At 74.7% G+C, this 22,049-nt stretch carries 21 protein-coding genes; 7 read left to right on the forward strand and 14 right to left on the reverse strand.

All coding sequences use genetic code 11. The features are described from left to right. Positions 1-52 precede the first annotated feature (52 nt). The 10 genes from DQ244_RS17365 to DQ244_RS17405 form a co-directional block, all read right to left on the reverse strand. The gene (locus DQ244_RS17365) at positions 53-412 is read right to left on the reverse strand and encodes a ribonuclease E inhibitor RraB (protein WP_113812769.1); all 360 of its coding nucleotides are present in this window, start codon (positions 410-412) and stop codon (positions 53-55) included. A 116-nt stretch (positions 413-528) separates the two neighbouring features. After that, positions 529-2,265: a proline--tRNA ligase gene (locus DQ244_RS17370; protein WP_233491694.1), complete on the reverse strand. Its 1,737-nt coding sequence runs from the start codon at positions 2,263-2,265 to the stop codon at positions 529-531. Positions 2,266-2,307: 42 nt separating this feature from the next. Continuing rightward, positions 2,308-2,697 carry a hypothetical protein gene (locus DQ244_RS17375; protein WP_147251558.1) on the reverse strand — a complete coding sequence of 130 codons (390 nt, stop codon included), beginning with the start codon at positions 2,695-2,697 and terminating at the stop codon, positions 2,308-2,310. A gap of 85 nt (positions 2,698-2,782) precedes the next feature. Beyond that, positions 2,783-2,941 (reverse strand): hypothetical protein, encoded by a 159-nt coding sequence (locus DQ244_RS19730; RefSeq protein WP_199580477.1) that lies wholly within the window; start codon positions 2,939-2,941, stop codon positions 2,783-2,785. A 73-nt stretch (positions 2,942-3,014) separates the two neighbouring features. Continuing rightward, the gene (locus tag DQ244_RS17380) at positions 3,015-4,100 is read right to left on the reverse strand and encodes an amidohydrolase family protein (RefSeq protein ID WP_113812772.1); all 1,086 of its coding nucleotides are present in this window, start codon (positions 4,098-4,100) and stop codon (positions 3,015-3,017) included. After that, positions 4,097-5,677: a signal recognition particle protein gene (ffh, locus tag DQ244_RS17385; RefSeq protein ID WP_113812773.1), complete on the reverse strand. Its 1,581-nt coding sequence runs from the start codon at positions 5,675-5,677 to the stop codon at positions 4,097-4,099. The genes DQ244_RS17380 and ffh overlap by 4 nt, the downstream gene beginning before the upstream one ends. A gap of 77 nt (positions 5,678-5,754) precedes the next feature. Further along, entirely contained in the window at positions 5,755-5,946 is a 192-nt protein-coding gene (locus DQ244_RS17390) for a hypothetical protein (RefSeq protein ID WP_113812774.1), read from the reverse strand. Between the two features lie 90 nt (positions 5,947-6,036). After that, on the reverse strand, positions 6,037-8,400 hold the full coding sequence (locus DQ244_RS17395) for a [protein-PII] uridylyltransferase (protein ID WP_113812775.1): 2,364 nt from the start codon (positions 8,398-8,400) through the stop codon (positions 6,037-6,039). A gap of 85 nt (positions 8,401-8,485) precedes the next feature. After that, complete coding sequence (locus tag DQ244_RS17400; protein WP_104530520.1) at positions 8,486-8,824, reverse strand: P-II family nitrogen regulator; 339 nt, start codon at positions 8,822-8,824, stop codon at positions 8,486-8,488. After that, the gene (locus tag DQ244_RS17405) at positions 8,821-10,152 is read right to left on the reverse strand and encodes an ammonium transporter (protein ID WP_113812776.1); all 1,332 of its coding nucleotides are present in this window, start codon (positions 10,150-10,152) and stop codon (positions 8,821-8,823) included. The genes DQ244_RS17400 and DQ244_RS17405 overlap by 4 nt, the downstream gene beginning before the upstream one ends. A gap of 214 nt (positions 10,153-10,366) precedes the next feature. Here DQ244_RS17405 and DQ244_RS17410 point away from each other — a divergent pair, with 214 nt between their 5' ends. Genes DQ244_RS17410 through DQ244_RS17420 form a run of 4 tightly spaced genes read left to right on the forward strand, consistent with a single transcriptional unit; the run spans position 10,367 to position 12,918 of the window. After that, positions 10,367-11,068, forward strand: coding sequence for an energy-coupling factor ABC transporter permease (locus DQ244_RS17410; RefSeq protein ID WP_199580457.1), 702 nt, complete (start codon positions 10,367-10,369; stop codon positions 11,066-11,068). Beyond that, positions 11,065-11,376, forward strand: a complete 312-nt coding sequence (locus DQ244_RS19735) for a PDGLE domain-containing protein (RefSeq protein ID WP_199580458.1) — start codon at positions 11,065-11,067, stop codon at positions 11,374-11,376. Before DQ244_RS17410 ends, DQ244_RS19735 begins: the two co-directional genes overlap by 4 nt. Position 11,377: 1 nt before the next feature. Continuing rightward, positions 11,378-12,160 (forward strand): cobalt ECF transporter T component CbiQ, encoded by a 783-nt coding sequence (gene cbiQ / locus DQ244_RS17415; RefSeq protein ID WP_113812777.1) that lies wholly within the window; start codon positions 11,378-11,380, stop codon positions 12,158-12,160. Beyond that, positions 12,157-12,918 carry an energy-coupling factor ABC transporter ATP-binding protein gene (locus DQ244_RS17420; RefSeq protein ID WP_113812778.1) on the forward strand — a complete coding sequence of 254 codons (762 nt, stop codon included), beginning with the start codon at positions 12,157-12,159 and terminating at the stop codon, positions 12,916-12,918. The genes cbiQ and DQ244_RS17420 overlap by 4 nt, the downstream gene beginning before the upstream one ends. Before the next feature lie 4 nt (positions 12,919-12,922). Here DQ244_RS17420 and ftsY read toward each other — a convergent pair whose 3' ends face one another. Then, entirely contained in the window at positions 12,923-14,113 is a 1,191-nt protein-coding gene (gene ftsY / locus DQ244_RS17425; protein WP_113812779.1) for a signal recognition particle-docking protein FtsY, read from the reverse strand. A gap of 75 nt (positions 14,114-14,188) precedes the next feature. Here ftsY and DQ244_RS17430 point away from each other — a divergent pair, with 75 nt between their 5' ends. From DQ244_RS17430 to DQ244_RS17440, 3 genes are read left to right on the forward strand one after another with little or no spacing between them, the layout of a single operon-like run. Further along, positions 14,189-15,862, forward strand: coding sequence for an alkaline phosphatase D family protein (locus tag DQ244_RS17430; protein WP_113812780.1), 1,674 nt, complete (start codon positions 14,189-14,191; stop codon positions 15,860-15,862). A 12-nt stretch (positions 15,863-15,874) separates the two neighbouring features. Continuing rightward, positions 15,875-16,690: an endonuclease/exonuclease/phosphatase family protein gene (locus DQ244_RS17435; protein WP_113812781.1), complete on the forward strand. Its 816-nt coding sequence runs from the start codon at positions 15,875-15,877 to the stop codon at positions 16,688-16,690. Positions 16,691-16,706: 16 nt separating this feature from the next. Next, positions 16,707-17,204, forward strand: coding sequence for a hypothetical protein (locus DQ244_RS17440; RefSeq protein WP_113812782.1), 498 nt, complete (start codon positions 16,707-16,709; stop codon positions 17,202-17,204). On the opposite strand, the gene smc is transcribed toward DQ244_RS17440, so the two are convergent. The 3 genes from smc to mutM form a co-directional block, all read right to left on the reverse strand. Next, entirely contained in the window at positions 17,170-20,736 is a 3,567-nt protein-coding gene (gene smc / locus DQ244_RS17445) for a chromosome segregation protein SMC (protein WP_113812783.1), read from the reverse strand. The genes DQ244_RS17440 and smc overlap by 35 nt on opposite strands. A gap of 71 nt (positions 20,737-20,807) precedes the next feature. Next, positions 20,808-21,002 carry a hypothetical protein gene (locus tag DQ244_RS17450; protein ID WP_113812784.1) on the reverse strand — a complete coding sequence of 65 codons (195 nt, stop codon included), beginning with the start codon at positions 21,000-21,002 and terminating at the stop codon, positions 20,808-20,810. Positions 21,003-21,168: 166 nt separating this feature from the next. Continuing rightward, positions 21,169-22,047 carry a bifunctional DNA-formamidopyrimidine glycosylase/DNA-(apurinic or apyrimidinic site) lyase gene (gene mutM, locus DQ244_RS17455; RefSeq protein WP_113812785.1) on the reverse strand — a complete coding sequence of 293 codons (879 nt, stop codon included), beginning with the start codon at positions 22,045-22,047 and terminating at the stop codon, positions 21,169-21,171. Positions 22,048-22,049: the final 2 nt, after the last annotated feature.

The raw sequence follows: 22,049 nt of genomic DNA on the forward strand, positions 1-22,049 counted from the left end.
CGTGTTCGACCGTTGATTGTGCCAGACGCGGCAGGGCGGGCGCCGGGGCCCGTCAGGCCCCGGGCGCACCCTCGTCGTCGGCGGCGACCAGGAAGCCGCCCCAGCCGTCGTAGGTGCCGCCGTGCCGGTTCACGATGCCGACGACCTCACGGGTGAACGCGGCCGCGGTCGCGTGGTCGACGGCGGTCATCGCGCTGAACTCCAGCCACACCGTGAGCAACCGCCGGTACAGCCCGTCGATGCGGTATCCGGCCGCGACCAGCTCTTCCCCCGCCGCCTCCGCCGCCTTGCGCGAGCGGAAGCCGGCGAGGTGGTCGATCGGTCGCGGCTGGTGCACCTGGTCGCCGAACCCGAGGTTCTGCTCGACCACCTGGGCGCTGAGCGCCACCTGCTCCTCGACGTCCTGGGCCACGGCGCCAGTGGATCACGACGCCGCCCGATTCCCCGCGACCATGAAGCCCGGGAAGCGGCGCGCCGTCGTCGACCGGCGTGGCGCGTCCCGGACTTCATGATCGCGGGAGAAGGACCTCAGCCGCGGATGGCGGTGAGCACCCGGGCGGCGGCGCCGTCGACCGGGATCTCCTCGCGCTGGCCGGTCTTCCGGTCCCGCAGCTCCAGCACGCCCTCGGCGAGGCCGCGGCCCACGGTGACGATCGTCGGCATGCCGAGCAGCTCGGCATCCTTGAACTTCACGCCGGGGCTGACCTTGGGCCGGTCGTCGTAGAGCACCGTGAGGCCTGCGGCGACGAGCTCGGCGGCCAGGGCCTCGGCCGCCTCGAACACGGCGGCGTCCTTGCCGGTCGCGACGAGGTGCACGTCGGCTGGGGCGACCTCGCGGGGCCACACCAGGCCCAGCTCGTCGTGGGTGGACTCGGCGATGGCCGCGACGGCGCGGGAGACGCCGATGCCGTAGGAGCCCATGGTGACGGTAACGAGCTTGCCGTTCTCGTCGAGCACCTTGAGCTCCAGCGCCTCGGCGTACTTGCGGCCGAGCTGGAAGATGTGGCCCATCTCGACGCCGCGAGCCAGCTCCAGCGGACCGGAGCCGTCGGGCGCGGGGTCGCCGGGCAGCACCTCGGCGGCCTCGATGACGCCGTCCCAGGTGAAGTCGCGGCCGGCGACGAGGTCGAACACGTGCTTGCCGGGCTCGTTGGCGCCGGTGATCCACCGGGTGCCGGGCACCACGCGCGGGTCGACCAGGTAGCGGATCTTCGACGCGCTCTCGCTGCCGAGCACCTGCGGGCCGATGTAGCCCTTGACCAGCGCGGGGTTGCCGGCGAAGTCGGTGAACGGCTCCACCTCGGCGGGGGCCAGCTGCGCCTCGAGCCGCTTGGCGTCGACCTCGCGGTCACCGGGCAGGCCGATGACCAGCGGCTCGCGGCTGCCGTCGGGGTGCACCAGGGTGACGACGACGTTCTTCAGCGTCGAGGCACCGGTGTAGCCGGCGTCGGGGAACATCTCCTGGGCGACGGCGACCAGCGTCTCGATGGTCGGGGTGTCGGGGGTGTCCTCGACGTGGGCCTCCGGCAGCCCCTCGAACGGGATGGCCTCGGGGACGACGGTGGACACCGCCTCGACGTTGGCCGCGTAGCCGCCGGGCGAGCGGACGAAGGTGTCCTCACCGATCGACGTCGGGTGCAGGAACTCCTCGCTCTTCGACCCGCCCATGGCGCCCGACATCGCCGAGACGATCACGTACTCCAGGCCCAGCCGGTCGAAGATCCGGATGTAGGCGGCGCGGTGCGCGGCGTAGCTCTTGTCCAGCCCGGCATCGTCGACGTCGAAGGAGTAGCTGTCCTTCATCGTGAACTCGCGGCCGCGGAACAGCCCGGCGCGGGGACGCGCCTCGTCCCGGTACTTGGTCTGGATCTGGTAGAGCGAGACCGGCAGGTCCTTGTAGGAGCCGTAGAGGTCCTTCACCAGGAGCGTGAACATCTCCTCGTGCGTGGGGCCGAGGAGGAAGTCGTTGCCCCGGCGGTCCTGCAGGCGGAAGAGGTTGGGGCCGTACTCGGTCCAGCGGTTGGTCGCCTCGTAGGGCTCGCGGGGCAGCAGCGCAGGGAAGTGCACCTCCTGCGCGCCCATCGCGTCCATCTCCTCGCGGACGATGCGCTCGACGTTGCGGAAGACGCGGAAGCCCAGCGGCAGCCAGGTGAACCCGCCCGGAGCAGCGCGGCGGATGTAGCCACCGCGCGCGAGCAGCCGGTGGCTGGGGACCTCGGCGTCGGCCGGGTCGTCACGCAGGGTCCGCAGGAACAGGGTCGACATCCGCAACAGCACGGGAGCAGTCTCCCAGGCGAGCGGAAACCCTTATCCGGAGCCCCGCTCCCGCCGGCTCGGGACCCGGGTGCGGGCCTCTGCGGGGTCCTTGCCCCACTCCGCGCGTCCGAGTGCTGCGATGTCGCCCGCGGTTGGACGTCGGCGGCCCTGCGCCTTCTCCTTGCGCCGCCGCCCGGCGAACTCCGCGCGATAGGCGAGGTGGGTGATGCGTGACTCCTCGAGCAGGTCCAGGGCCTCGATGACCTGTCGGCCGGTCCACCGACCTCGCCGCGCGCCGACGGTGTCGCGCAGGTGCGCTGCTGTGGCGAGGAAGCCGAACGGCGCGTGATGGCCGGCGATCAGTGAGTGCAGCGAGCTGACCCGTCGACCGACCGGCAGGGTCTCGTCACGCACCCGGCGCGCATGCACCGCCCAGCTCACCCGGATGAACCTAGCCGGAACGGGCCGGACCGCCGGCCGGGTCGTCGTCCTCCACGGCCGTGGCGGCAGCAGCTCGGCAGTCGGCTCACGCGGGCTCGGGAACCCCGCCCGGGTCGCCGCCGGGGTCGTCGGGCGTGGACTCGATCGGCGGGGGCGGCAGCGTGTCCGGGGTGTCGGGCATGAGCTCGCCCGGGTCGTCGGGCGCCGGCTCGCTCGGATCGATCAACGGCTCCGGCTCTGGCATGGGCTCAACCATGCGACGAGTCAACCAGCCCCAGCGCCGACGAGCAGCGCGTTGCAGCCGCTGCAGCGAACCGTCAGGCGACGACGCGGCCGCGCAGGATCGTTCGTCGCGGTCGCTGCAACGAGTCGAGGTCCGCACGCGGGTCGGTCTCGTAGACGACGACGTCGGCCTGCGCCCCCTCCTCGATGCCGCGCAGCCCCAGCCACTCACGCGCCTTCCAGGAGCCGGCGGCCAGCGCGTCCTCCGCCGGGATGCCGGCCTCGCACAGCGCCAGGATCTCGTCCGCGATCACGCCGTGGTCGATGCCACCACCGGCGTCGGTCCCGGCGAACACCGGCACGCCCGCCTCGTACGCCGCCCGCACGACCGCCCCGGAGTGCGCGTAGAGCCGGCGCATCGTGCTCGCGTACGTCGGGAACTTCTTCTCCCCCGCCGCCGCGAAGCCCGGGAAGTTCTCCACGTTCACCAGGGTCGGCACGACGGCGGTGCCCCGGCGGGCCATCTCGCCGATGAGCTCCTCGGTGAGCCCGGTGCCGTGCTCGATGCAGTCGATGCCCGCCTCGATGAGCGCGGGCAGCGCGTCGGTGCCGAAGGTGTGCGCGGTGACCCGCGCCCCCTCCTCGTGCGCGGCCGCGATCGCCGCCGCGACGACGTCGGCCGGCCACTCGGGCGCCAGATCCCCGACCGAGCGGTCGATCCAGTCGCCCACGAGCTTCACCCAGCCGTCACCGCGACGGGCCTGGATGCGGGTCTGCTCCACCAGGTCGTCGGGCTCGATCTCGATGCCGAGCCCCGGGATGTAGCGGCGGGTGCGGGCGATGTGCCGCCCGGCCCGGATGATCGTCGGCAGGTCGGGCTCGTCGTCCAAGGCCCGGGTGTCCACCGGCGACCCGCAGTCGCGCAGCGCGAGCACCCCGGCGTCCCGCTCGGTGAGCGCCTGCGCGCGGGCCTCGGCGAGGTCCTCGGCGTGCCCGCCGCCGCGCAGGATCCCGACGTGGCAGTGCGCGTCGACCAGGCCCGGGATCAGCCAGCCCCCGCGGCTGACCGTCTCCGCCCCCGGCACCGGCTCGAAGGTGAACCGGCCCTCGCGCACCCACACGTCGCGGTGCTCCCCCTCGGGGAGCACCACGCCGGCGAGGTGGAGCGCAGGGTCGCTCACTTGCCCTGCTGGTCCTTGAACTGGTCGAAGTTCAGCTTGCTCAGATCCGGCAGACCCTGGCCCGGCGGCAGCCCGGGCATCCCGCCGCCCCCGAACGGGTTGCCACCGCCCGGGAAACCGGCGCCCGGCGGCAGACCCGGGGCGCCCACGGGGCGCCGGGCGGGACCGCCCTTGGCCTTCCCCTTGCCCTTCTTGCCCTTGCCGCGGGCGGCCTGCGCCTGCTGCTGGCGGCCGCGCTGCTTCTTCGACATCGGCCCCATGCCGGGCATGCCCAGGCTGCCGGCCATCTGGCTCATCATCTTCTGGGCCTGCGCGAAGCGCTCAAGCAGCTGGTTGACGTCGGTGACGGTGCGTCCCGAGCCGTTGGCGATGCGGACCCGGCGCGAGGCGTTGATGAGCTTGGAGTTGACCCGCTCCTCGGGCGTCATCGACCGGATGATCGCGGTGATCCGGTCGAGCTCCCGGTCGTCGAGCTGCTTGAGCTGCTCCTTCATCTGCCCCGCACCCGGCAGCATGCCGAGCAGGTTCGCGATCGGGCCCATCTTGCGGATGGCGATCATCTGCTCGAGGAAGTCCTCGAGCGTGAAGCCCTCGCGGGAGGCGAGCTTGCCGGCCATGCGCTCGGCCTGCTCGGCGTCGAAGGTCTTCTCGGCCTGCTCGATGAGGGTGAGCACGTCGCCCATGCCGAGGATGCGCGAGGCCATCCGCTCGGGGTGGAAGACGTCGAAGTCGGTGAGCTTCTCGCCGGTGGAGGCGAACATGATCGGCTGGCCGGTCACGTACCGCACCGAGAGCGCCGCACCACCGCGGGCGTCGCCGTCGAGCTTGGTGAGCACCACGCCGGAGAACCCGACGCCGTCGGCGAAGGCCTGCGCGGTGTTGACGGCGTCCTGACCGATCATCGCGTCGACGACGAACAGCGTCTCGTCGGGCTGCACGGCGTCGCGGATGTCGGCCGCCTGCTGCATCAGCTCGGCGTCGATGCCCAACCGGCCGGCGGTGTCGACGACGACGACGTCGTGCATGGTGCGGCGCGCGTGGTCGATCGAGTCGCGGGCCACCTGCACCGGGTTGCCGATGCCGTTGCCGGGCTCCGGCGCGAACACGTCGACGCCGGCCTGGCCGGCCACGATGGACAGCTGGTTGACCGCGTTGGGGCGCTGGAGGTCGGCGGCGACCAGCAGCGGGGTGTGGCCCTGCTCCTTGAGCCAGCGGCCGAGCTTCCCGGCCAGCGTCGTCTTACCGGCACCCTGCAGACCGGCCAGCATGATCACCGTCGGCGACTGCTTGGCCAGCCGGATGCGGCGGGTCTCGCCACCGAGGATCTGGATGAGCTCCTCGTTGACGATCTTGATGACCTGCTGCGCCGGGTTCAGCGCCTGCGAGACGTCGGCGCCGCGGGCGCGCTGCTTGATCGCGTCGATGAAGGCCCGCACCACCGGCAGCGCGACATCGGCCTCCAGCAGCGCGATCCGGATCTCGCGCGCGGTCGCGTCGATGTCGGCGTCGGAGAGCCGACCCTTGCCCCGCAGGCCGGTGAAGACCTTGTCGAGGCGGTCGGAGAGGGTCTCGAACACAGCACGTCCTCAGCAGTCACGGGCGCGGGCTCGCCGCGCCACCTGCTCCCAGCGTATCCAGGGAGCCGCGGGACCGTTCAGGCCGCGCGGGCGGAGGCCACGACGACCGGCAGCACGGCCGCGTCGCCGGTCGTGATCGCGGTGCCGCAGTCGGCGCAGGCCCACTCCGGGCACTCCGCGCCGTCCTCGGTGTGACCGTCGGCGCACGGCGGCTGCACGAACTCCGCGTCCTCCCCGCAGGTGGGGCAGGGCCACTGGCGGCTGTCCACGAGGCGCTCCTCTCAGCTGTGGCCCCCACAGCAGGGGCCCGTCCCGATCGCCTCCGACGCTCGCACGCACCTCTGACAGAACGGCGGAGCTCAGGAGGGCGTGTCGGCCCCTACGGGCACCGCGCCACCGCCCCGCGTCGCCGCGACCAGCGCGGAGTCCACCCGCTCGCGCTGCACCTGGTCCACCGGCGAGCCCGAGGGGTTGGCCACGTAGAAGCAGTCCACCGCGTCGCCCCCGAGGGTCTCGATGCGGGCGCCGGTCACGTCCAGCCCCTCCCCCGCGATCGCCGCCGTCAGCCGGTAGAGCAGCCCGGCCCGGTCGCCGGCCCGCACCTCGACGATCCCGGTCGCAAGCCCGCTGACCTCCGCGTTGTGCCAGGAGATCCGCGGCGGCGCGGCCCGGCCGTCCTCCCGGTAGTCGGCCTCGCGCTGCCGCAGCCGCTCGGCCAGCGGGAGGGTGCCGTCCAGGGCCGCCCGCACGCCGTCGGCGAGGATCTCGGGCACCGGCGCCCGACCGAAGCGGGGCCGCACGGCGAACACCCCGGTGCACCATCCGTCGGTCACGGTCGTCTTCGCGGCGCGGACGTCGAGCTGGTTCAGCGCCAGCACCCCGGCGCACATGCTGAGCAGCCCCGGCCGGTCGGGGGCGCCGATGGTCACCTGCTGGCCGTCGGCGACGTCCTCGATGCCGACGGTGACCGCGCCGGAGGCCCCGGCCACCTGGGCGGTGACCTGCGGCTCGGTCGGGTTGAGCACCGGCTCGGGCTCCTCGACGACGGTCCCGCCGATCTCCCCCTGCACGCGCGCGACCAGCGCCGCCACCAGGTGCGCCTTCCACGGCGACCAGGCCGACGCGCTCGTGGCGGCGCCGTCGGCCTGCGCCACCGCGTGCAGCAGCTGCAGCACCGAGGCGTCCCGGCCGATCGTGTCGGCGACCCGCTCGATCGTCGCCGGGTCGTCGATGTCGCGCCGCGTCGCCGTGGCCGGCAGCAGCAGGTGGTGGCGCACGAGGGTGGCGAGCACGGCGACGTCGGCCGGTCCGAAACCCATCCGCGTCGCGATCTCGGCGGCCACCGGCTCCCCGACCACGCTGTGGTCGCCGGGATAGCCCTTGCCGATGTCGTGCAGCAGCGCACCGATCAGCAGCAGGTCGGGGCGGTCGACGTCGCGGGTGAGCTCGCTGGCCGCGGCCGCGGCCTCGACGAGGTGCCGGTCGACGGTGAACCGGTGCCAGGGGTGGCGCTGCGGCAGCGAGCGCACCCGGTCCCACTCCGGCAGCAACCGGGAGAGCAGCCCCTCCTGGTCCAGCTGCTCCAGCACCCGGACCGCGGACCGGCCGCTGGCCAGCACCCGCAGTAACGACCAGCGTGCCTCCGACGGCCACGGCTCGGGCAGCGGCGGGCTGTGCACCGCCAGGACTTTGAGCGTGTAGGGCGAGAGCAGCAGTTCGGCACGGGCCGCGGCCGCGGCGGCGCGCAGGACCAGACCCGGGTCGGCGGTCGGCCGCGCGTCGCGGGCGAGCACCACCTCGTCGCCCTGGCGGACGACGCCGTCGGCCAGCGGCTCCCGGCGGACCCGGCGGTAGCGGCCCCGGGGACGCCGGACGAGGGCGGCCTCCACCCGGCGCCAGGTCTCGTCGGCGACGAAGGCCAGCCGCCGTCCGGCGAGGCTCACCTCGCGGAGGAGGACGTCCTCGTCGGCCAGCCCCAGCGCCTCTGCGACGGCGCGCTGCTCCTGCCGGACCAGGACGTCGCCGGACCGGGCGCTGCGGGCCCGCAGCTCGTCGCGGACGTCGAGCAGGAACTCGTAGGCCTGCTCGGCCTCGACGCTGGGCTCGTCGGCGACCTGGGCCGCGGCGGCGGCGCGCAGCACCTGCCCCTCGCGCAGCCCGCCGTAGGCCTCCTTGAGGTCGGGCTCCAGCAGGAACGCGAGCTCCCCGAGGCGGGAGGCGCGCTCGCGCCGCAGGTCGCGGAGCTGCGGCAGCAGCCGCGAGGCGTGCTGGCGCCAGCTGGCCAGCGTGGCGCTGCGCAGCCGCCCGGCGAGCTCGGCGTCCCCGGCCACGAGCCGGGCGTCGAGCAGGCCGAGGCCGGCCTTGGCGTCGGTCGAGGCGACCGTCACCGCCTCGGCGACCGACCGGACGGAGTGGTCCAGGCGCAACCCGGCGTCCCAGACGGGGTACCAGAGCGCGTCGGCGATGGCCGCGATCTCCGGGCGGCCCTCGTGGACCAGCACGAGGTCGAGGTCGCCGTGCGGCGGCAGCTCGCGGCGGCCGAGGCTGCCGACCGCGACCAGCGCGACGCCGTCGGTCCCGGTGCGGGGCGGCGGAGCGCCCCGGCGGGCCTTCGGCGGCGGCGTCCCGCCGACGGCCTCGGCGAGCAGCCCGGCCAGCCAGGCGTCCAGGGCCGCGACCCGCTCGGCCCGGCCCATCCGCGGCAGCGCCTCGGTGTCCAGCACGGCTCCCCCTCGGTGGTCTGCTGCAACGGGGGCGCCGGCCGGGGAACGGGTGCTCCGCTCCCCGGCCGGCGCCGATCGGTTCCCGTCAGACGGCGTCGTCGCCGCGCTCCCCGGTGCGGACCCGCACGATCTCGTCGATCGTCGTCACCCACACCTTCCCGTCGCCGATCTGACCGGTGGAGGCCGCCTCGACGACGGCGTCGACCACGCGGGCGGCGTCCAGCTCGCTGACGACCACCTCGATGCGGACCTTGGGGACGAAGTCCACCTGGTACTCCGCGCCGCGGTAGACCTCGGTGTGGCCGCGCTGGCGGCCGAAGCCCTGGACCTCGCTCACGGTGAGCCCGGCGATGCCGATCAGCTCGAGGGCGTTCTTGACGTCGTCGAGCTTGAACGGCTTGACGATCGCGGTGACCAGCTTCATGCCAGCGTCCTCTCGGTGTTGCGGGCCTCGGCGCGAGCCTGGCCGGACAGTGGTGCGGTGGACCCGCTGCTGCCGAGCGAGGCGAAGTCGTAGCCGGACTCCGCGTGCACGACGTTGTCGATACCGGTGATCTCGTCCTCCTCGGTGATCCGGAAGCCCATCGTCTTCTGGATCACCCAGCCGATGACCAGCGTAAGGACGAAGGAGAAGACCAGCACCGCCACCGCCCCGACGACCTGCCGCCACAGCTGGTCGACGCTGCCGCCGAAGAACAGGCTCTCCACGCCGGCCGGCGCGTCCGGGTCGGCCAGGAAGCCGACGGCGACGGTGCCCCAGAGGCCACCGACGAGGTGCACACCGACGACGTCGAGCGAGTCGTCGTAGCCGAGCTTGTACTTCAGGCCCACGGCCAGGGCGCAGAGCGCACCGGCGATGGCGCCGAGGATGATCGCGCCGACCGGCGAGACCGCCGAGCACGCCGGGGTGATGGCGACCAGGCCGGCGACCACACCGGAGGCCGCGCCCAGCGACGTCGAGTGACCGTCGCGCAGCTTCTCCACGAGCAGCCAGCCGAGGGTGGCGGCGGCGGTCGCGACGAGGGTGTTCACCCAGGCCACCGCGGCGGTGTTGTTGGCGGCGAGCGCGGAGCCGGCGTTGAAGCCGAACCAGCCGAACCACAGCAGGCCCGCGCCGATCATCACCAGCGGCAGGTTGTGCGGGCGCATCGCCTCGCGGCCGAAGCCGCGGCGCTTGCCCAGGACCAGCGCGAGCGCCAGGCCCGCGGCACCGGCGTTGATGTGCACCGCGGTGCCGCCGGCGAAGTCGATCGCCGCCAGGTCGTTGGCGATCCAGCCGCCGACGTGCTCCTCGAGGCTGAAGTCGAAGACCCAGTGCGCGACCGGGAAGTAGACGACGGTCGCCCAGACGCCGGCGAAGACCATCCACGCGCCGAACTTGGCGCGGTCGGCGATGGCGCCGGAGATCAGCGCCACGGTGATGATGGCGAAGACGGCCTGGAAGCCGACGAACGCCATGGCGGGCAGCCCGCCCTCCTCGCCGGTGACGTCCTCCATCAGGCCCGCGAGGCCGAAGTACTGGGTCGGATCACCCAGCAGGCCGGCGCCGACATCGTCGCCGAAGGCGATCGAGTACCCGTACAGGACCCACAGGACGCTGATCAGCGCCAGCGCCCCGAAGCTCATCATCATCATGTTCAGCACGCTCTTCGCGCGGACCATGCCGCCGTAGAAGAGCGCGAGGCCCGGGGTCATCAGCAGCACGAGGGCGGCGCTGATGAGGATCCAGGCGGTGTCGCCGGTGTTGACCACGGCAACCTCCTCCAGTGTGTCGGGGCCGCAGCCGACCCGTCGTCGAGTGGCGTTCACGGTGCCGGTGCCGTGTTTCCGACGACGGCGGAGTCGCGTTTCGGTGCGGTGAACTCCGCAGCGCGTGTCCGGCGCGTTCGTTGCGGGGGTGTTGCGCAGGTCCTCCCGGGCCGCCCGAGCGGGCCAGTTGCGAACGATGTGCAATAAGGTCGACGCCGTGCACGTCCCCGACGGCTTCCTCGACGCCCCCACCTCCCTCGCCACCGGCGCGCTCGCCGCCGGCACCGTCGCGCTGGCGCTCCGCAAGGCCCGCACCGAGCTCGACGACCGCACCGCCCCCCTGGCCGGGCTCACCGCCGCGTTCGTCTTCGCCGGCCAGACGATCAACTTCCCGGTCGCCGCCGGCACCAGCGGGCACCTCATCGGCGCGGTCCTCACCGCCGTCCTGGTGGGCCCGTGGACCGCCCTGCTCTGCATGACCGCGGTGCTCCTCGTGCAGGCGGTGGTCTTCGCCGACGGAGGGCTCACCGCCCTGGGCACCAACGTCACGCTGCTCGGGCTGGTCGCCGTGGTCGTGGGCTACGGCGTCTTCCGGGGGCTGACCGCCGTCCTGCCGCGGACCCGCACCGGCGTGCTGGCCGCCTCCGGCGGAGCCGCGTTCCTCTCGGTGCCCGCCGCGGCCCTCACGTTCGTCGGCCTGTTCGCCCTGGGCGGCCAGGTGGACCTGCCGATCGGCACGGTCGCCTCCGCGATGACCGGCGTGCACCTGCTCATCGGCCTGGGCGAGGCCGCGATCACCGTCGCCGTGGTCGGGGCCGTGCTCGCCGTCCGGCCCGATCTCGTGCACGGCGCGCGCGGGTTGCTGTCCGCCGCCCCGCTCGAGGACCGTCGTCCCGTCGCCGCGGAGCAGGCCCGATGAAGCGCCGGGGCCGCACCCTCTGGATCGTCGGCGTCCTCCTCGCCCTCGTCGTCGCCGGGTTCGTCAGCTGGTACGCCAGCGGCTCCCCCGACGGGCTGGAGTGGGCCGCCGAGCGGGCCGGGTTCGCGCACACGGCCGAGGACGGCGCCGCCGCCGGCTCGCCGTTCGCCGACTACCTGTGGAACGGCGAGGAGAACCGGCTCTCCTCCGGAGCGGCCGGCGTCGTGGGCGTGCTGATGACCCTCGGCCTCGCCGGGGGCGTCACCTGGCTGGTGCGCCGCCGCGGCGTCCCGGCCGGCGAGGACTGAGTTGGGAGCGGGCCACGGAGGCGCGCTGACCGCGCGCTACCTGCCGGGCACCAGCGTCGTCCACCGCCTCGAGCCGCACGCCAAGCTCGTGGCGGTGCTGGCGTTCGCCGTCGTCGTCGTGGCCACGCCCGTGCACGCGCCGTGGGCCGCGGCCGCCTACGCCGGCTACCTGCTCGCTGTCCTGGGCACCGCCGCGGTCGCCGGCGTCGGCCCCGGCCGGCTGGCGCGGGGCCTGGTCGTCGAGGTGCCGTTCGTCGCTTTCGCCGTCCTCATGCCGTTCGTGGCCCGCGGGCCGCGGGTCGAGGTGCTCGGGCTCTCCCTCTCCGAGAGCGGCCTCGCGGCCGGCGGCGGGCTGCTGGCCAAGGCCACCCTGTCGATCCTCGCCGCGACGGTGCTCGCCGCGACCACCGAGCCCCGGGCGCTGCTGCGCGGGCTGCAGCGACTGCGCCTGCCCCAGCTGCTCGTCCAGATCCTCATGTTCATGGTCCGGTACGCCGACGTCGTCGGCTCCGAGCTGCACCGGATGCGGGTGGCCCGGGAGTCCCGCGGCTTCACCGGCGGCGGCCTGCGCGGGCTGCGGGTCCTGGCGGCAACCGCCGGCGCCCTGTTCGTGCGGTCCTACGAGCGCGGCGAGCGCGTGCACCTGGCGATGCTCAGCCGCGGCTACACCGGGAGCCTGCCCACCGGCCCGGCGGCCGTCGTCGACGCGCGGTCGTGGGCGGTGGCCCTCGGCCTGCCCCTGGCCGCCGCCACCGTGCTCGCGGCCGGGATGCTGCTGGGGTGAGCACTCCCCCGCCGTCCCTGCTGGTGGAGGACCTCGCGTTCGCCTACCCCGACGGGCACCAGGCCCTGTTCGGCGTGGACCTGCGCATCGAACGGGGTGAGCGGGTCGCGCTGCTCGGGCCCAACGGCGCCGGCAAGACGACGCTGGTGCTGCACCTCAACGGCATCCTGCGCGGCGGTCGGGGCCGGGTGAACGTCGCCGGCCTGGAGGCGGACAAGCGGTCGCTGCCCGAGATCCGCCGGCGGGTGGGCGTGGTCTTCCAGGACCCCGACGACCAGCTCTTCATGCCGACCGTCGGCGAGGACGTCGCCTTCGGGCCGCGCAACCTCGGCCTCGCCGAGGCCGAGGTCGCCGCCCGGGTCGCCGAAGCCCTCGCGCAGGTGCGCATGGCCGACGCCGCCGACCGGCCGCCGCACCACCTCTCGTTCGGCCAGCGCCGGCGGGTGGCCGTGGCCACCGTGCTCGCGATGCAGCCGGAGATCATCGTGCTGGACGAGCCGTCGTCGAACCTCGACCCGGCCGGACGGCGGGAGCTCGCCGAGGTCCTCGACGAGCTCCCCGTGACGCTGCTGATGGTCACCCACGACCTGCCCTACGCCGCGCAGCTGTGCCCGCGCTCGGTCGTCCTCGACGGCGGGGTGGTCGTCGCCGACGGCCCGACGCACGAGGTGCTCGCCGACGCCGCGCTGCTGGCCGCGCACCGGCTGGAGCTGCCCTACGGCTTCAGCCCCCGGCCGGCCGCACCTCCCCCCGCCTGAGAGGTCAGGCCTCTCCGACGAGCCCCTCGGCGAACGCGCGGGGCTCGAAGGGCGCCAGGTCGTCAGGGCCCTCGCCGAGCCCGATGAGCTTCACCGGGATGCCCAGCTCCTGCTGCACGCGCACGACGATGCCGCCCTTCGCGGTGCCGTCGAGCTTGGTGAGGACGACGCCGGTGACCGTGACCGCCTCGGTGAACACCCGGGCCTGCACGACGCCGTTCTGGCCGGTCGTCGCGTCGAGCACGAGCAGCACCTCGGTGACCGGCGACTGCTTCTCCACGACCCGCTTGACCTTGCCGAGCTCGTCCATCAGCCCCGACTTGGTGTGCAGCCGGCCGGCGGTGTCGACGACGACGGTGTCCACCTCGGCCTCGACGCCGGTGCGCACCGCCTCGAAGGCCACCGCCGCCGGGTCGCCGCCCTCGCGGCCGCGCACGGTGAGCACGCCGACGCGCTCGCCCCACGTCTCGAGCTGGTCGGCGGCGGCGGCGCGGAAGGTGTCGGCCGCGCCGAGGATCACGCTCTTCCCGTCGCCGACGAGCACGCGGGCGAGCTTGCCGACCGTCGTCGTCTTGCCGGCGCCGTTCACGCCGACGACGAGCACCACGCCCGGGCGCCCCTCGTGCCGGGTGGTGCCCAGCGTCCGGTCCAGGTCGGGCCCGAGGACGCCGGTCAGCTCCCGGACCAGCAGCTCGCGCAGGTCGGCGCCGGACGCGGTCGCCAGCACCATCGACTGGGTGCGCAGCCGCTCGACGATCTGCGTGGTGGCGGCGATGCCTACGTCGGCGGCGAGGAGGGTCTCCTCGACCTCCTCCCAGTCGTCCTCGGTGAGCTTCTCGCGGGCGAGCACGGTGAGCAGGCCGCGGCCGAGCGAGGACTGCGAGCGGGCCAGCCGCGAGCGCAGCCGCACCAGCCGGCCGGCCGAGGGCAGCGGGGTGTCGAAGACCAGGCCGGGCTCGGGCTCCGCCGGGGGCAGCTCGACGGTCTCCGGCGGCAGGCCGAGACCGGAGGCGGTCGACCCGGACGGCACGGGCGGGGCGGGCGGCGCCGGGGGCCCCGCCGGGCGGGTCAGCGTGGTGCCGGCCGCGTCGTCGTCGTCCAGGCGCACCGTCCGCCGTCCGCGGCCGACGAGGAGGCTGACGCCGGCGATCAGCGCGACGACCAGGATCGCGATCGCGATCAGCACGAATTCCATGGCCGCGAGTCTCCCAGCCCGGCGACCGCGGGGTCGCGAGGCCCGGCCGTCGGCCCCATGGGCCAGGCTGTGCCCATGCCCCCTGCCGACCGGTCAGCCCCGGCCCTCCTCCTCGGACCGCTGCTGCGGCACGTCGACCCGGTCTCCGCGACGCTCTGGGTGGAGGTCGACCGGCCCTGCGAGGTGACCGTGCTCGACCGCCGGGCCCGCACCTTCTCGGTGGCCGGTCACCACTACGCGCTGGTCGTGGTGGAGGACCTGGAGCCGGGCAGCGTCACGCCGTACGAGGTGCACCTCGACGGCACGCGGGTCTGGCCGCCGGAGGAGCCCGCGTTCCCGCCGAGCCGGATCCGCACGCCCGGCGGCCCCGGGCCCTTCCGGCTGGCCTTCGGGTCGTGCCGCTACGCCAGCCCGGCCACCGTCGAGGACTCCGAGGGCATCCCGCCGGACGCGCTGGACCTCTACGCCGCACGGATCGCCGCGCAGCCGCAGGAGCGCTGGCCCGACGCCCTCGTCCTCCTCGGCGACCAGGTGTACGCCGACGAGCTCACCGAGCGCACCCGGTCGCTGCTGCACCGCCGGCGCGACGCGCGGACCGAGCGCCGGGCCCTGGACGACCAGGTGGCGGACTTCGAGGAGTACACCCGCCTCTACTACGAGTCGTGGACCGATCCGCAGGTGCGCTGGCTGCTGTCGACGATCCCGTCCTCGATGATCTTCGACGACCACGAGATGATCGACGACTGGAACACCTCGGCGGCGTGGCGGTCCGAGGTCTCCCGGGAGCCCTGGTGGCAGGGGCGGATCACCGGGGGCCTGGTCAGCTACTGGGTCTACCAGCACCTGGGAAACCTCAGCCCGCGCGAGCTGTCGGAGGACGCGACCTGGCAGGCGATCCAGGGGCTGGGCGACGACGACCCCATCCGCGACGCCGAGCCGTTGCTGCGCGCCATGGCCGAACTGGCCGACGCCGAACCCGCGACGATCCGGTGGAGCTACGTGCGGCACTGGGGCGACGCGCGGCTGATCATGGTCGACAGCCGGGCCGGCCGGGTGCTGGAGGAGCAGCACCGCCGGATGCTGGACGAGGACGAGTTCGCCTGGGTCGAGACAGCGATGCGCCGCGCCGTGGACGAAGGCGTGGAGCACCTGATCGTCGGCACCTCGCTGCCCTGGCTGCTGCCGCACGCGATCCACAACCTGGAGCGGTGGAACGAGACGCTCAACGTCCGCCACCACGGCCGGCTCCGCGGGCGCCTGGCCGAGAAGGTCCGGCAGGGCGCCGACCTGGAGCACTGGGCGGCGTTCGGGCACTCCTTCGAGCGGCTGGGCGCGGCGCTGACCTCGGTGGCCCGCGGCGAGCACGGCCGCGCACCGGCCACCGCGCTGGTGCTCTCGGGCGACGTCCACCACGCCTACGCCGCCGAGCTGGTGCGCCCCGGGGCGCTCGAGGCCCGGGTGCACCAGCTCACCGTCTCGCCGCTGCACAACCAGGCACCGCACCCCATCCGCGTCGGCTTCCGGATCGGCTGGAGCCGGGCGGCGCGCCGGTGGACCGAGCGCCTGGCCCGGCTCGTGAAGGCCGAACCCACCGCCCTCGAGTGGGAGAAGCGGGCCGGCCCCTTCTTCGGCAACCAGATCGGCGAGCTGGTGCTGAGCGGCCGGGAGGCCCGCTTCCTGCTGTCGGTGTCGGAGCTGGGCGACGAGCAGCTCCGGGAGGTTCTCGACGAGCCGCTGTCCGACGCCTGAGAGGGTGGGGAGGTGACGAAGCCGGCCCCCGGTCCCGACCAGCCGCCGATCCCGGTGCGCCTGGTCACCTTCAACACCCACCACGGCGTGGGCGAGGACGACCGGCACGACCTCCCCCGGCTGGCCAAGCTGCTGGCCTCGGTCGATGCCGACGTCATCTGCCTGCAGGAGGTCGACCGGCGGTTCGGCGCCCGCAGCGAGGACGTCGACCAGGCACTGCTGCTCTCGCGGGCCCTGGACATGCAGCTGGCGTGGGGTCCGGCGATCGACCGGGGCGGGGACGAGAGCAGGCGCCCGGACGAGGGGGCGCACCGGCAGTACGGCAACGCGCTGCTGTCCCGGCTGCCGATCCTGATCAGCGACGTGCACCGGCTGCCCGGCGGCGGGGAGCCGCGCAGCGCGCTGCGGACCATGGTCGAGCTCGACGGCGGCGCGCTGTGGATCACCGCCACGCACCTGACCACCCGCTCCGCGCAGGAGCGCGCCGACCAGGTGGCGGCGCTGGCCGAGCTGCACACCGAGCCGATGGACACCGGCGTGCTCGTCGGCGACTTCAACACCGAGCCCGACGCCCCCGAGCTCGACGTCCTGCGGCAGCGGTTCACCGACGCCTGGAAGCTGGCGCGCGCCCGTGACGACCAGGCCGGCTGGAAGTTCTGGCAGGCCGACGCCGGCAACACCCACCCGGCGCGCTCCCCGCACCGCCGGATCGACCAGGTGTGGGTGTCCTCCGGGGTCGCCGTCGCCGGCGCCTACGTGCTCGACGCCGAGGGCGCCTCGGACCACCTGCCGGTCGTCGTCGACCTCGAGGTCCGCAGCGGCGTCTGATCGACGGGGAGGGCTCGTGGACGTCCTGCGACGGAGGTCGGGCGCACGGCGGTCGAGCCGGTGGTGGGACCGCTGGCAGTGGTTCGCCCTGCTGACGGTGGCCCTCGTCTGCGTGGCTCTCGGTGGTGCGGCGCTGGTCGACCAGCTGCGGAGCCGGCCGGACGGCGGCGAGGTGATCGGCTGCCGCACCGAACGACCCGCCGACCGCCTGCCGGGTGCGGTCACGACGTGCGAGGTCGCGACCGCGGACGGGGCGGTGGAGCTGCAGACCGCGCGACGGCATCCGGCGGGCAGCGAGCTCGCCCTGCGCCGGACCGCGAGCTCGGTGTTCGACCCCGACCACAACGAGGACGAGCTGTGGTGGCTGGCGGCAGGAGCGGTGATCGCGCTCGCGACCTGGTGGGCCGGCCTGCCACCCCGCAGCGACCTGACCTACGGCCGCCACGCCGCTGCGCGAAACCCGAGGAGGAGTTCCCGGGTCAGACCGTCTCGAGCTCACGGAGACGCTGGCTGATCACCCCGGTGATCCCGTCGCCCCGCATGCTGACGCCGTAGAGGGCGTCGGCGATCTCCATCGTGCGCTTCTGGTGCGTGATGATGATCAGCTGCGAGGTGGAGCGCAGCTGCTCCACCAGCACGAGCAGCCGGCCCAGGTTGACGTCGTCCAGCGCCGCCTCGACCTCGTCGAGCACGTAGAACGGCGAGGGGCGGGCGCGGAAGATCGCCACCAGCATCGCCACGGCGGTCAGGGAGCGCTCGCCGCCGGACAGCAGCGAGAGCCGCTTGACCTTCTTGCCCGGCGGCCGGGCCTCGACCTCGACGCCGGTGGTCAGCATGCTGTCGGGCTCGGTGAGCACCAGCCGGCCGGAGCCGCCCGGGAACAGGGTGGCGAAGACCTGCTCGAACTCGCGCGCCACGTCGGCGAAGGCCGCGGCGAAGACGTCGTGGATGCGGTCGTCGACCTCGCGGACGACGGTGAGCAGGTCCCGGCGGGTGTTCTTGAGGTCCTCGAGCTGGGTGGCCAAGAAGGTGTGCCGCTCCTCCAGCGCCGCGAACTCCTCCAGCGCCAGCGGGTTGACCTTGCCGAGGGTGGCGAGGTCCCGCTCGGCACGGGCGACCCGTCGCTCCTGCTCGGCGCGCTCGTAGGGCACCGGCTCCGGTGCGGGCTCCCCCGCGGCCTCGGCCGCCGCCTCCTGCTGCGGGGTCGGCGGCACCGGGGCGGCGGGCCCGTACTCGCCGATCAGGGTGGGCAGGTCGACGCCGAACTCCTCGGCCGCCCGGCCCTCCAGCGATTCGATGCGCAGCCGCTGCTCGGTGCGCGCCACCTCGTCGCGGTGCACCTCGTCGGTCAGCCGGTCCAGCTCGGCGGTCGCGGCCCGGACCCGGCTGCGGACGTCGAGCAGCTCGGCCTCGAACCCGCTGCGCGCCGCGGCCAGGGCGTCCCGCTCGGCGGCGGCGCGGGCCAGGGAGCCCTGCAGCGCGGTGAGCGCCGCCTCGGCGTCCTGCCGCACGCGGGCCGCGACTGCGGCTCCCCGCTGCCGGGCCACCAGCGCCGCCGCCGCCCGCTCGCGGGCGGCCCGCTCCTGCCGGGCCTGCCGACGCAGCGACTCGGCCCGGCCGTGCAGGGCCCGGGCGCGCTCCTCCGCGGTGCGGACCGCCAGCCGCGCCTCGGTCTCCGCCTGCCGGGCCGCCGCGACCTCGGCCCGCAGCCGGTCGCGCTCCTCGGTGGGCGGCTCCTCCTCGACCGGTGCCGCCTCGGCGTCGGCCAGCTGCGCCTCCAGCCGGTCCAGGGACTCCTGCGCCTGCTCGAGCGCCTGCTCCGCGCGCACCCGCGCGGCCAGCGAGCGCTCGGCCTCCGACGCGGCCGACCGCGCCGCCGCACCCAGCTCGGCCAGCGCGGCCGCCTCCGCCGAGCGAGTGCGGTCGGCGGCCTGCCGGGCGGCGAGCGCCTCGTCGACGTCGGCCGAGCGCGCCTGCGCCTCCTGCCGCGCGCTCGTGAGCTGCTCGGCGAGCTCGGCCGCGCGGGCGACCGCGGCGGTCAGCTCGGTGCCGGCCTCCTCGACCCGGGCGCGCAGCTCCAGGTTCGAGGGCGCGTCGACCTGCCCACCCAGGGCCCAGTCGGCACCGAGCAGCGCGCCGGTGGCCGTGACCGCGCGCACCCGCGGGTGGGTGCGGACCAGCGCCACCGCCGCGTCGAGGTCGGCCACGAGTGCCACCCGCTCGAGGGCACGGGCCAGTGCGGGGCGCAGCGGCTCCGGGGCCGTCACGGCGTCGAGCGCCCAGCGGGCACCCGCCGGGAGCTCCGGCCAGCCGTCGCGCGGGACCGGCGGCAGGCCGCCGGTCACCAGCAGGCCGGCCCGGCCGCCCTCGGTCCGGTTGAGGTGGTCCAGCGCGGCGGCGGCCTCGGCCACCCCGGCGACGACGACGGCGTCGGCCATGCCGCCCAGCGCGGCGGCGACGGCCACCTCGTCCCCCGGGGCGACGGCGAGCTGCTCGGTGACCGGCCCGACGACGCCGGCCAGCCCGGCGTCGAGCACGGCGGCCGCCCCGTCGGCAGGGGTCAGCCCGAGGGCGAGGGCGTCGCGGCGGGCCTGCCAGGAGGCGCGGTCGCGCTCGGCGGCGCGCTCGGCCTCGGTCAGCTCGGTGACCCGGCGGGCGACCGCGGCGTGCGCGGCGAGGGCGTCCTCGTGGGCGGCCACGAGCGCGACATCGGTGTCCTCCAGCTCGGCCACCTGCCCGCGCCGGTCGGCCAACCGGTCGGCGGCCACCTCCGCGCGGTCCGCTGCCTCGGCCGCGGCGAGGGTCAGCCGGTCGATCTCGGCCTGCCCGGCACCGACCCGGGAGCGGGCGGCGGCCACCTGGCCGGAGAGCCGGGCCAGGCCCTCGCGCCGGTCGGCGAGCGCCCGCGCCGCGGCGACCCAGGCCTTCTCCGCGGCGGCGAGCGCGGTCTCCAGCTCCGCCCGCCCGGCGACGACGGCCGCCAGGCGCTCCCGCTCGGAAGCGAGCCCGGCGGCGAGCTCCGCCTCGGTGGCGGCCACCCGGTCGGCCTCGGCGTCGAGCTGGTCGGGGTCGCGCCCGCTCGCGCCGGCCGGGGCGCTCGCGGAGAGGTGCCGGTGCCGCTCGGCGGCCAGCTGGCCGACGCTGCGGAAGCGCTCGCCCAGGGCGGAGAGCCGGTACCAGGTGTCCGACGCCGTCTGCAGCCGCGGTGCGCCGGCGGCCAGCTCGCGCTCCAGCTCCGACTCGCGGCGGGAGACGACGGAGAGGTCGCGCTCGACCAGGGTGCGGCGCTCGCGGGCCGCCGTCTCGTCGGCGACGTCGCGGTCCAGGGCGTCGCGCAGCTGCACCAGGTCGTCGGCGAGCAGCCGCAGCCGGGCGTCGCGCAGGTCGGCCTGCACCCCGGCGGCGCGGCGGGCCACCTCGGCCTGACGGCCCAGCGGCTTGAGCTGGCGGCGGAGCTCGGCGGTGAGGTCGGCCAGCCGGTCGAGGTTGGCCTGCATCCCGTCGAGCTTGCGGAGCGCCTTCTCCTTGCGCTTGCGGTGCTTCAGTACGCCGGCGGCCTCCTCGATGAAGGCGCGGCGGTCCTCGGGTCGGCCGGAGAGGACGGCGTCGAGCTGCCCCTGGCCGACGATGACGTGCATCTCCCGGCCGATACCGGAGTCGCTGAGCAGCTCCTGGACGTCGAGCAGACGCACCTTGTCGCCGTTGATCTCGTACTCGCTCTCGCCGGAGCGGTACATCCGGCGGGTGATCGAGACCTCGGTGTAGTCGATCGGCAGCGCGCCGTCGGTGTTGTCGATGGTCAGCGTCACCTCGGCCCGGCCGAGCGCGGGGCGGCCGGCGGTGCCGGCGAAGATGACGTCCTCCATCTTCCCGCCGCGCAGGCTCTTCGCGCCCTGCTCGCCGAGGACCCAGGCGATGGCGTCGACGACGTTGGACTTGCCCGAGCCGTTGGGGCCGACGACGGCGGTGATGCCCGGCTCCAGCCGGAGCGTCGTCGCGGACGCGAAGGACTTGAAGCCCTTGAGCGTCAGGCTGGAGAGGTGCACGGGAAGGAGACTCTATCCCCGGTACGACGGTTCCAGGTGGGGCGCGAGGCCCGTGGTGCAGGTGGGACGGACTACCGGGCGAGCGCGGGCTCGGCGGCGTCGCCGGTCATCGAGAGCAGCTCGTGGGCGATGGCGGCGTCGCGCTGGGCGCGGAGCTCCGCGAGCTCCTGCTCCAGCCGGCGGACCTTCGCCCGCAGGATCGCGTTCTCCTCGACCACTCGGAGTTCCGCGGAGGTGACGACGTGACCGAAGAGGGCCTTGGCCATGGCGGGAACGGCCTTTCGACTGCGGGAGGGGTGACCGGCGCCCCGGGAAACGGTCGGCGCGGTCTGGTCTTCTCAGGGTGACACCACCGGACACGCAGGTCAACGGCGGCGCAACGGCCCTCCCGGAACCGGGTGGTGTCACGTTCGTCACGTCCCGGCAACGGGGTCAGGTCGTGCGACGGGCCCGCGGGCGGGGCTGGCACGTGGGGCAGCTGTAGCTCGACCGGTTCATGAACGGCTCGCGGCGGATCGGCGTCCCGCAGCGGGGGCAGGGCCGGTCACCCTGCCCGTAGACGGCGAGGAAGCGGGAGAAGTACCCGCTCTGCCCGTTGACGTCGACGTAGAGGGAGTCGAACGAGGTCCCGCCTTGGGCCAGGGCCTCCCCCAGCACGTCGCGGATGCCGTCGAGCAGGTCGTGCACCTGGGCGTTGGTGAGCTTGTCGGTGGGCCGGGCGCCGTGCAGGCGGGCCCGCCACAGCGACTCGTCGGCGTAGATGTTGCCGACCCCGCCGATCAGCGTCTGGTCCAGCAGCGCGCGCTTCACCTCGGTGCGCCGCCGGCGCAGGGCCGCGGCGAAGGCCGCGGTGTCGAAGGAGGGGTCCAGCGGGTCGATCGCGATGTGCGCCAGCCGCGGCGGGATGCCCTCCCCCGTGCTCTCCTCGACCGCGAGCCCGCCGAAGGTGCGCTGGTCGACGAAGCGCAGCTCGCGGCCGCCGTCGGTGAAGGTGAACCGCGCGCGCAGGTGGGTCTCGTCGGGCGCCGACGGCTTCTCCACCAGCAGCTGGCCGCTCATGCCCAGGTGCCCGACCAGCGCCCGGCCCGAGGGGGCGCCGTCGGCCTCGGCCAGCGGCATCCACAGGTACTTGCCCCGCCGGTGGGCGGCGGTGAAGGTGCGGCCGGTGATCGTCTGCACGAAGTGGTCGGTGCCCTCGAGGTGCCGGCGCACGGCGCGCGGGTGGTGCACCTCGACGGTCGCGACGGTGCGCCCGGCGACCCACTGCTCCAGGCCGCGGCGGACCACCTCGACCTCGGGAAGTTCCGGCATCG

Origin of the sequence: Blastococcus sp. TBT05-19 (assembly GCF_003319095.1) — a bacterium.
GTDB lineage: Bacteria > Actinomycetota > Actinomycetes > Mycobacteriales > Geodermatophilaceae > Blastococcus.

Bases quoted from the DNA above. Each gene is read 5' to 3' on its own strand.
- ftsY (WP_113812779.1), bottom strand. From the start codon at position 14,113: ATGGAATTCGTGCTGATCGCGATCGCGATCCTGGTCGTCGCGCTGATC.
- DQ244_RS19735 (WP_199580458.1), top strand. From the start codon at position 11,065: ATGAAGCGCCGGGGCCGCACCCTCTGGATCGTCGGCGTCCTCCTCGCC.
- DQ244_RS19730 (WP_199580477.1), bottom strand. From the start codon at position 2,941: ATGCCAGAGCCGGAGCCGTTGATCGATCCGAGCGAGCCGGCGCCCGAC.
- DQ244_RS17450 (WP_113812784.1), bottom strand. From the start codon at position 21,002: ATGGCCAAGGCCCTCTTCGGTCACGTCGTCACCTCCGCGGAACTCCGA.
- DQ244_RS17370 (WP_233491694.1), bottom strand. From the start codon at position 2,265: ATGTCGACCCTGTTCCTGCGGACCCTGCGTGACGACCCGGCCGACGCC.
- mutM (WP_113812785.1), bottom strand. From the start codon at position 22,047: ATGCCGGAACTTCCCGAGGTCGAGGTGGTCCGCCGCGGCCTGGAGCAG.
- DQ244_RS17430 (WP_113812780.1), top strand. From the start codon at position 14,189: ATGCCCCCTGCCGACCGGTCAGCCCCGGCCCTCCTCCTCGGACCGCTG.
- DQ244_RS17400 (WP_104530520.1), bottom strand. From the start codon at position 8,824: ATGAAGCTGGTCACCGCGATCGTCAAGCCGTTCAAGCTCGACGACGTC.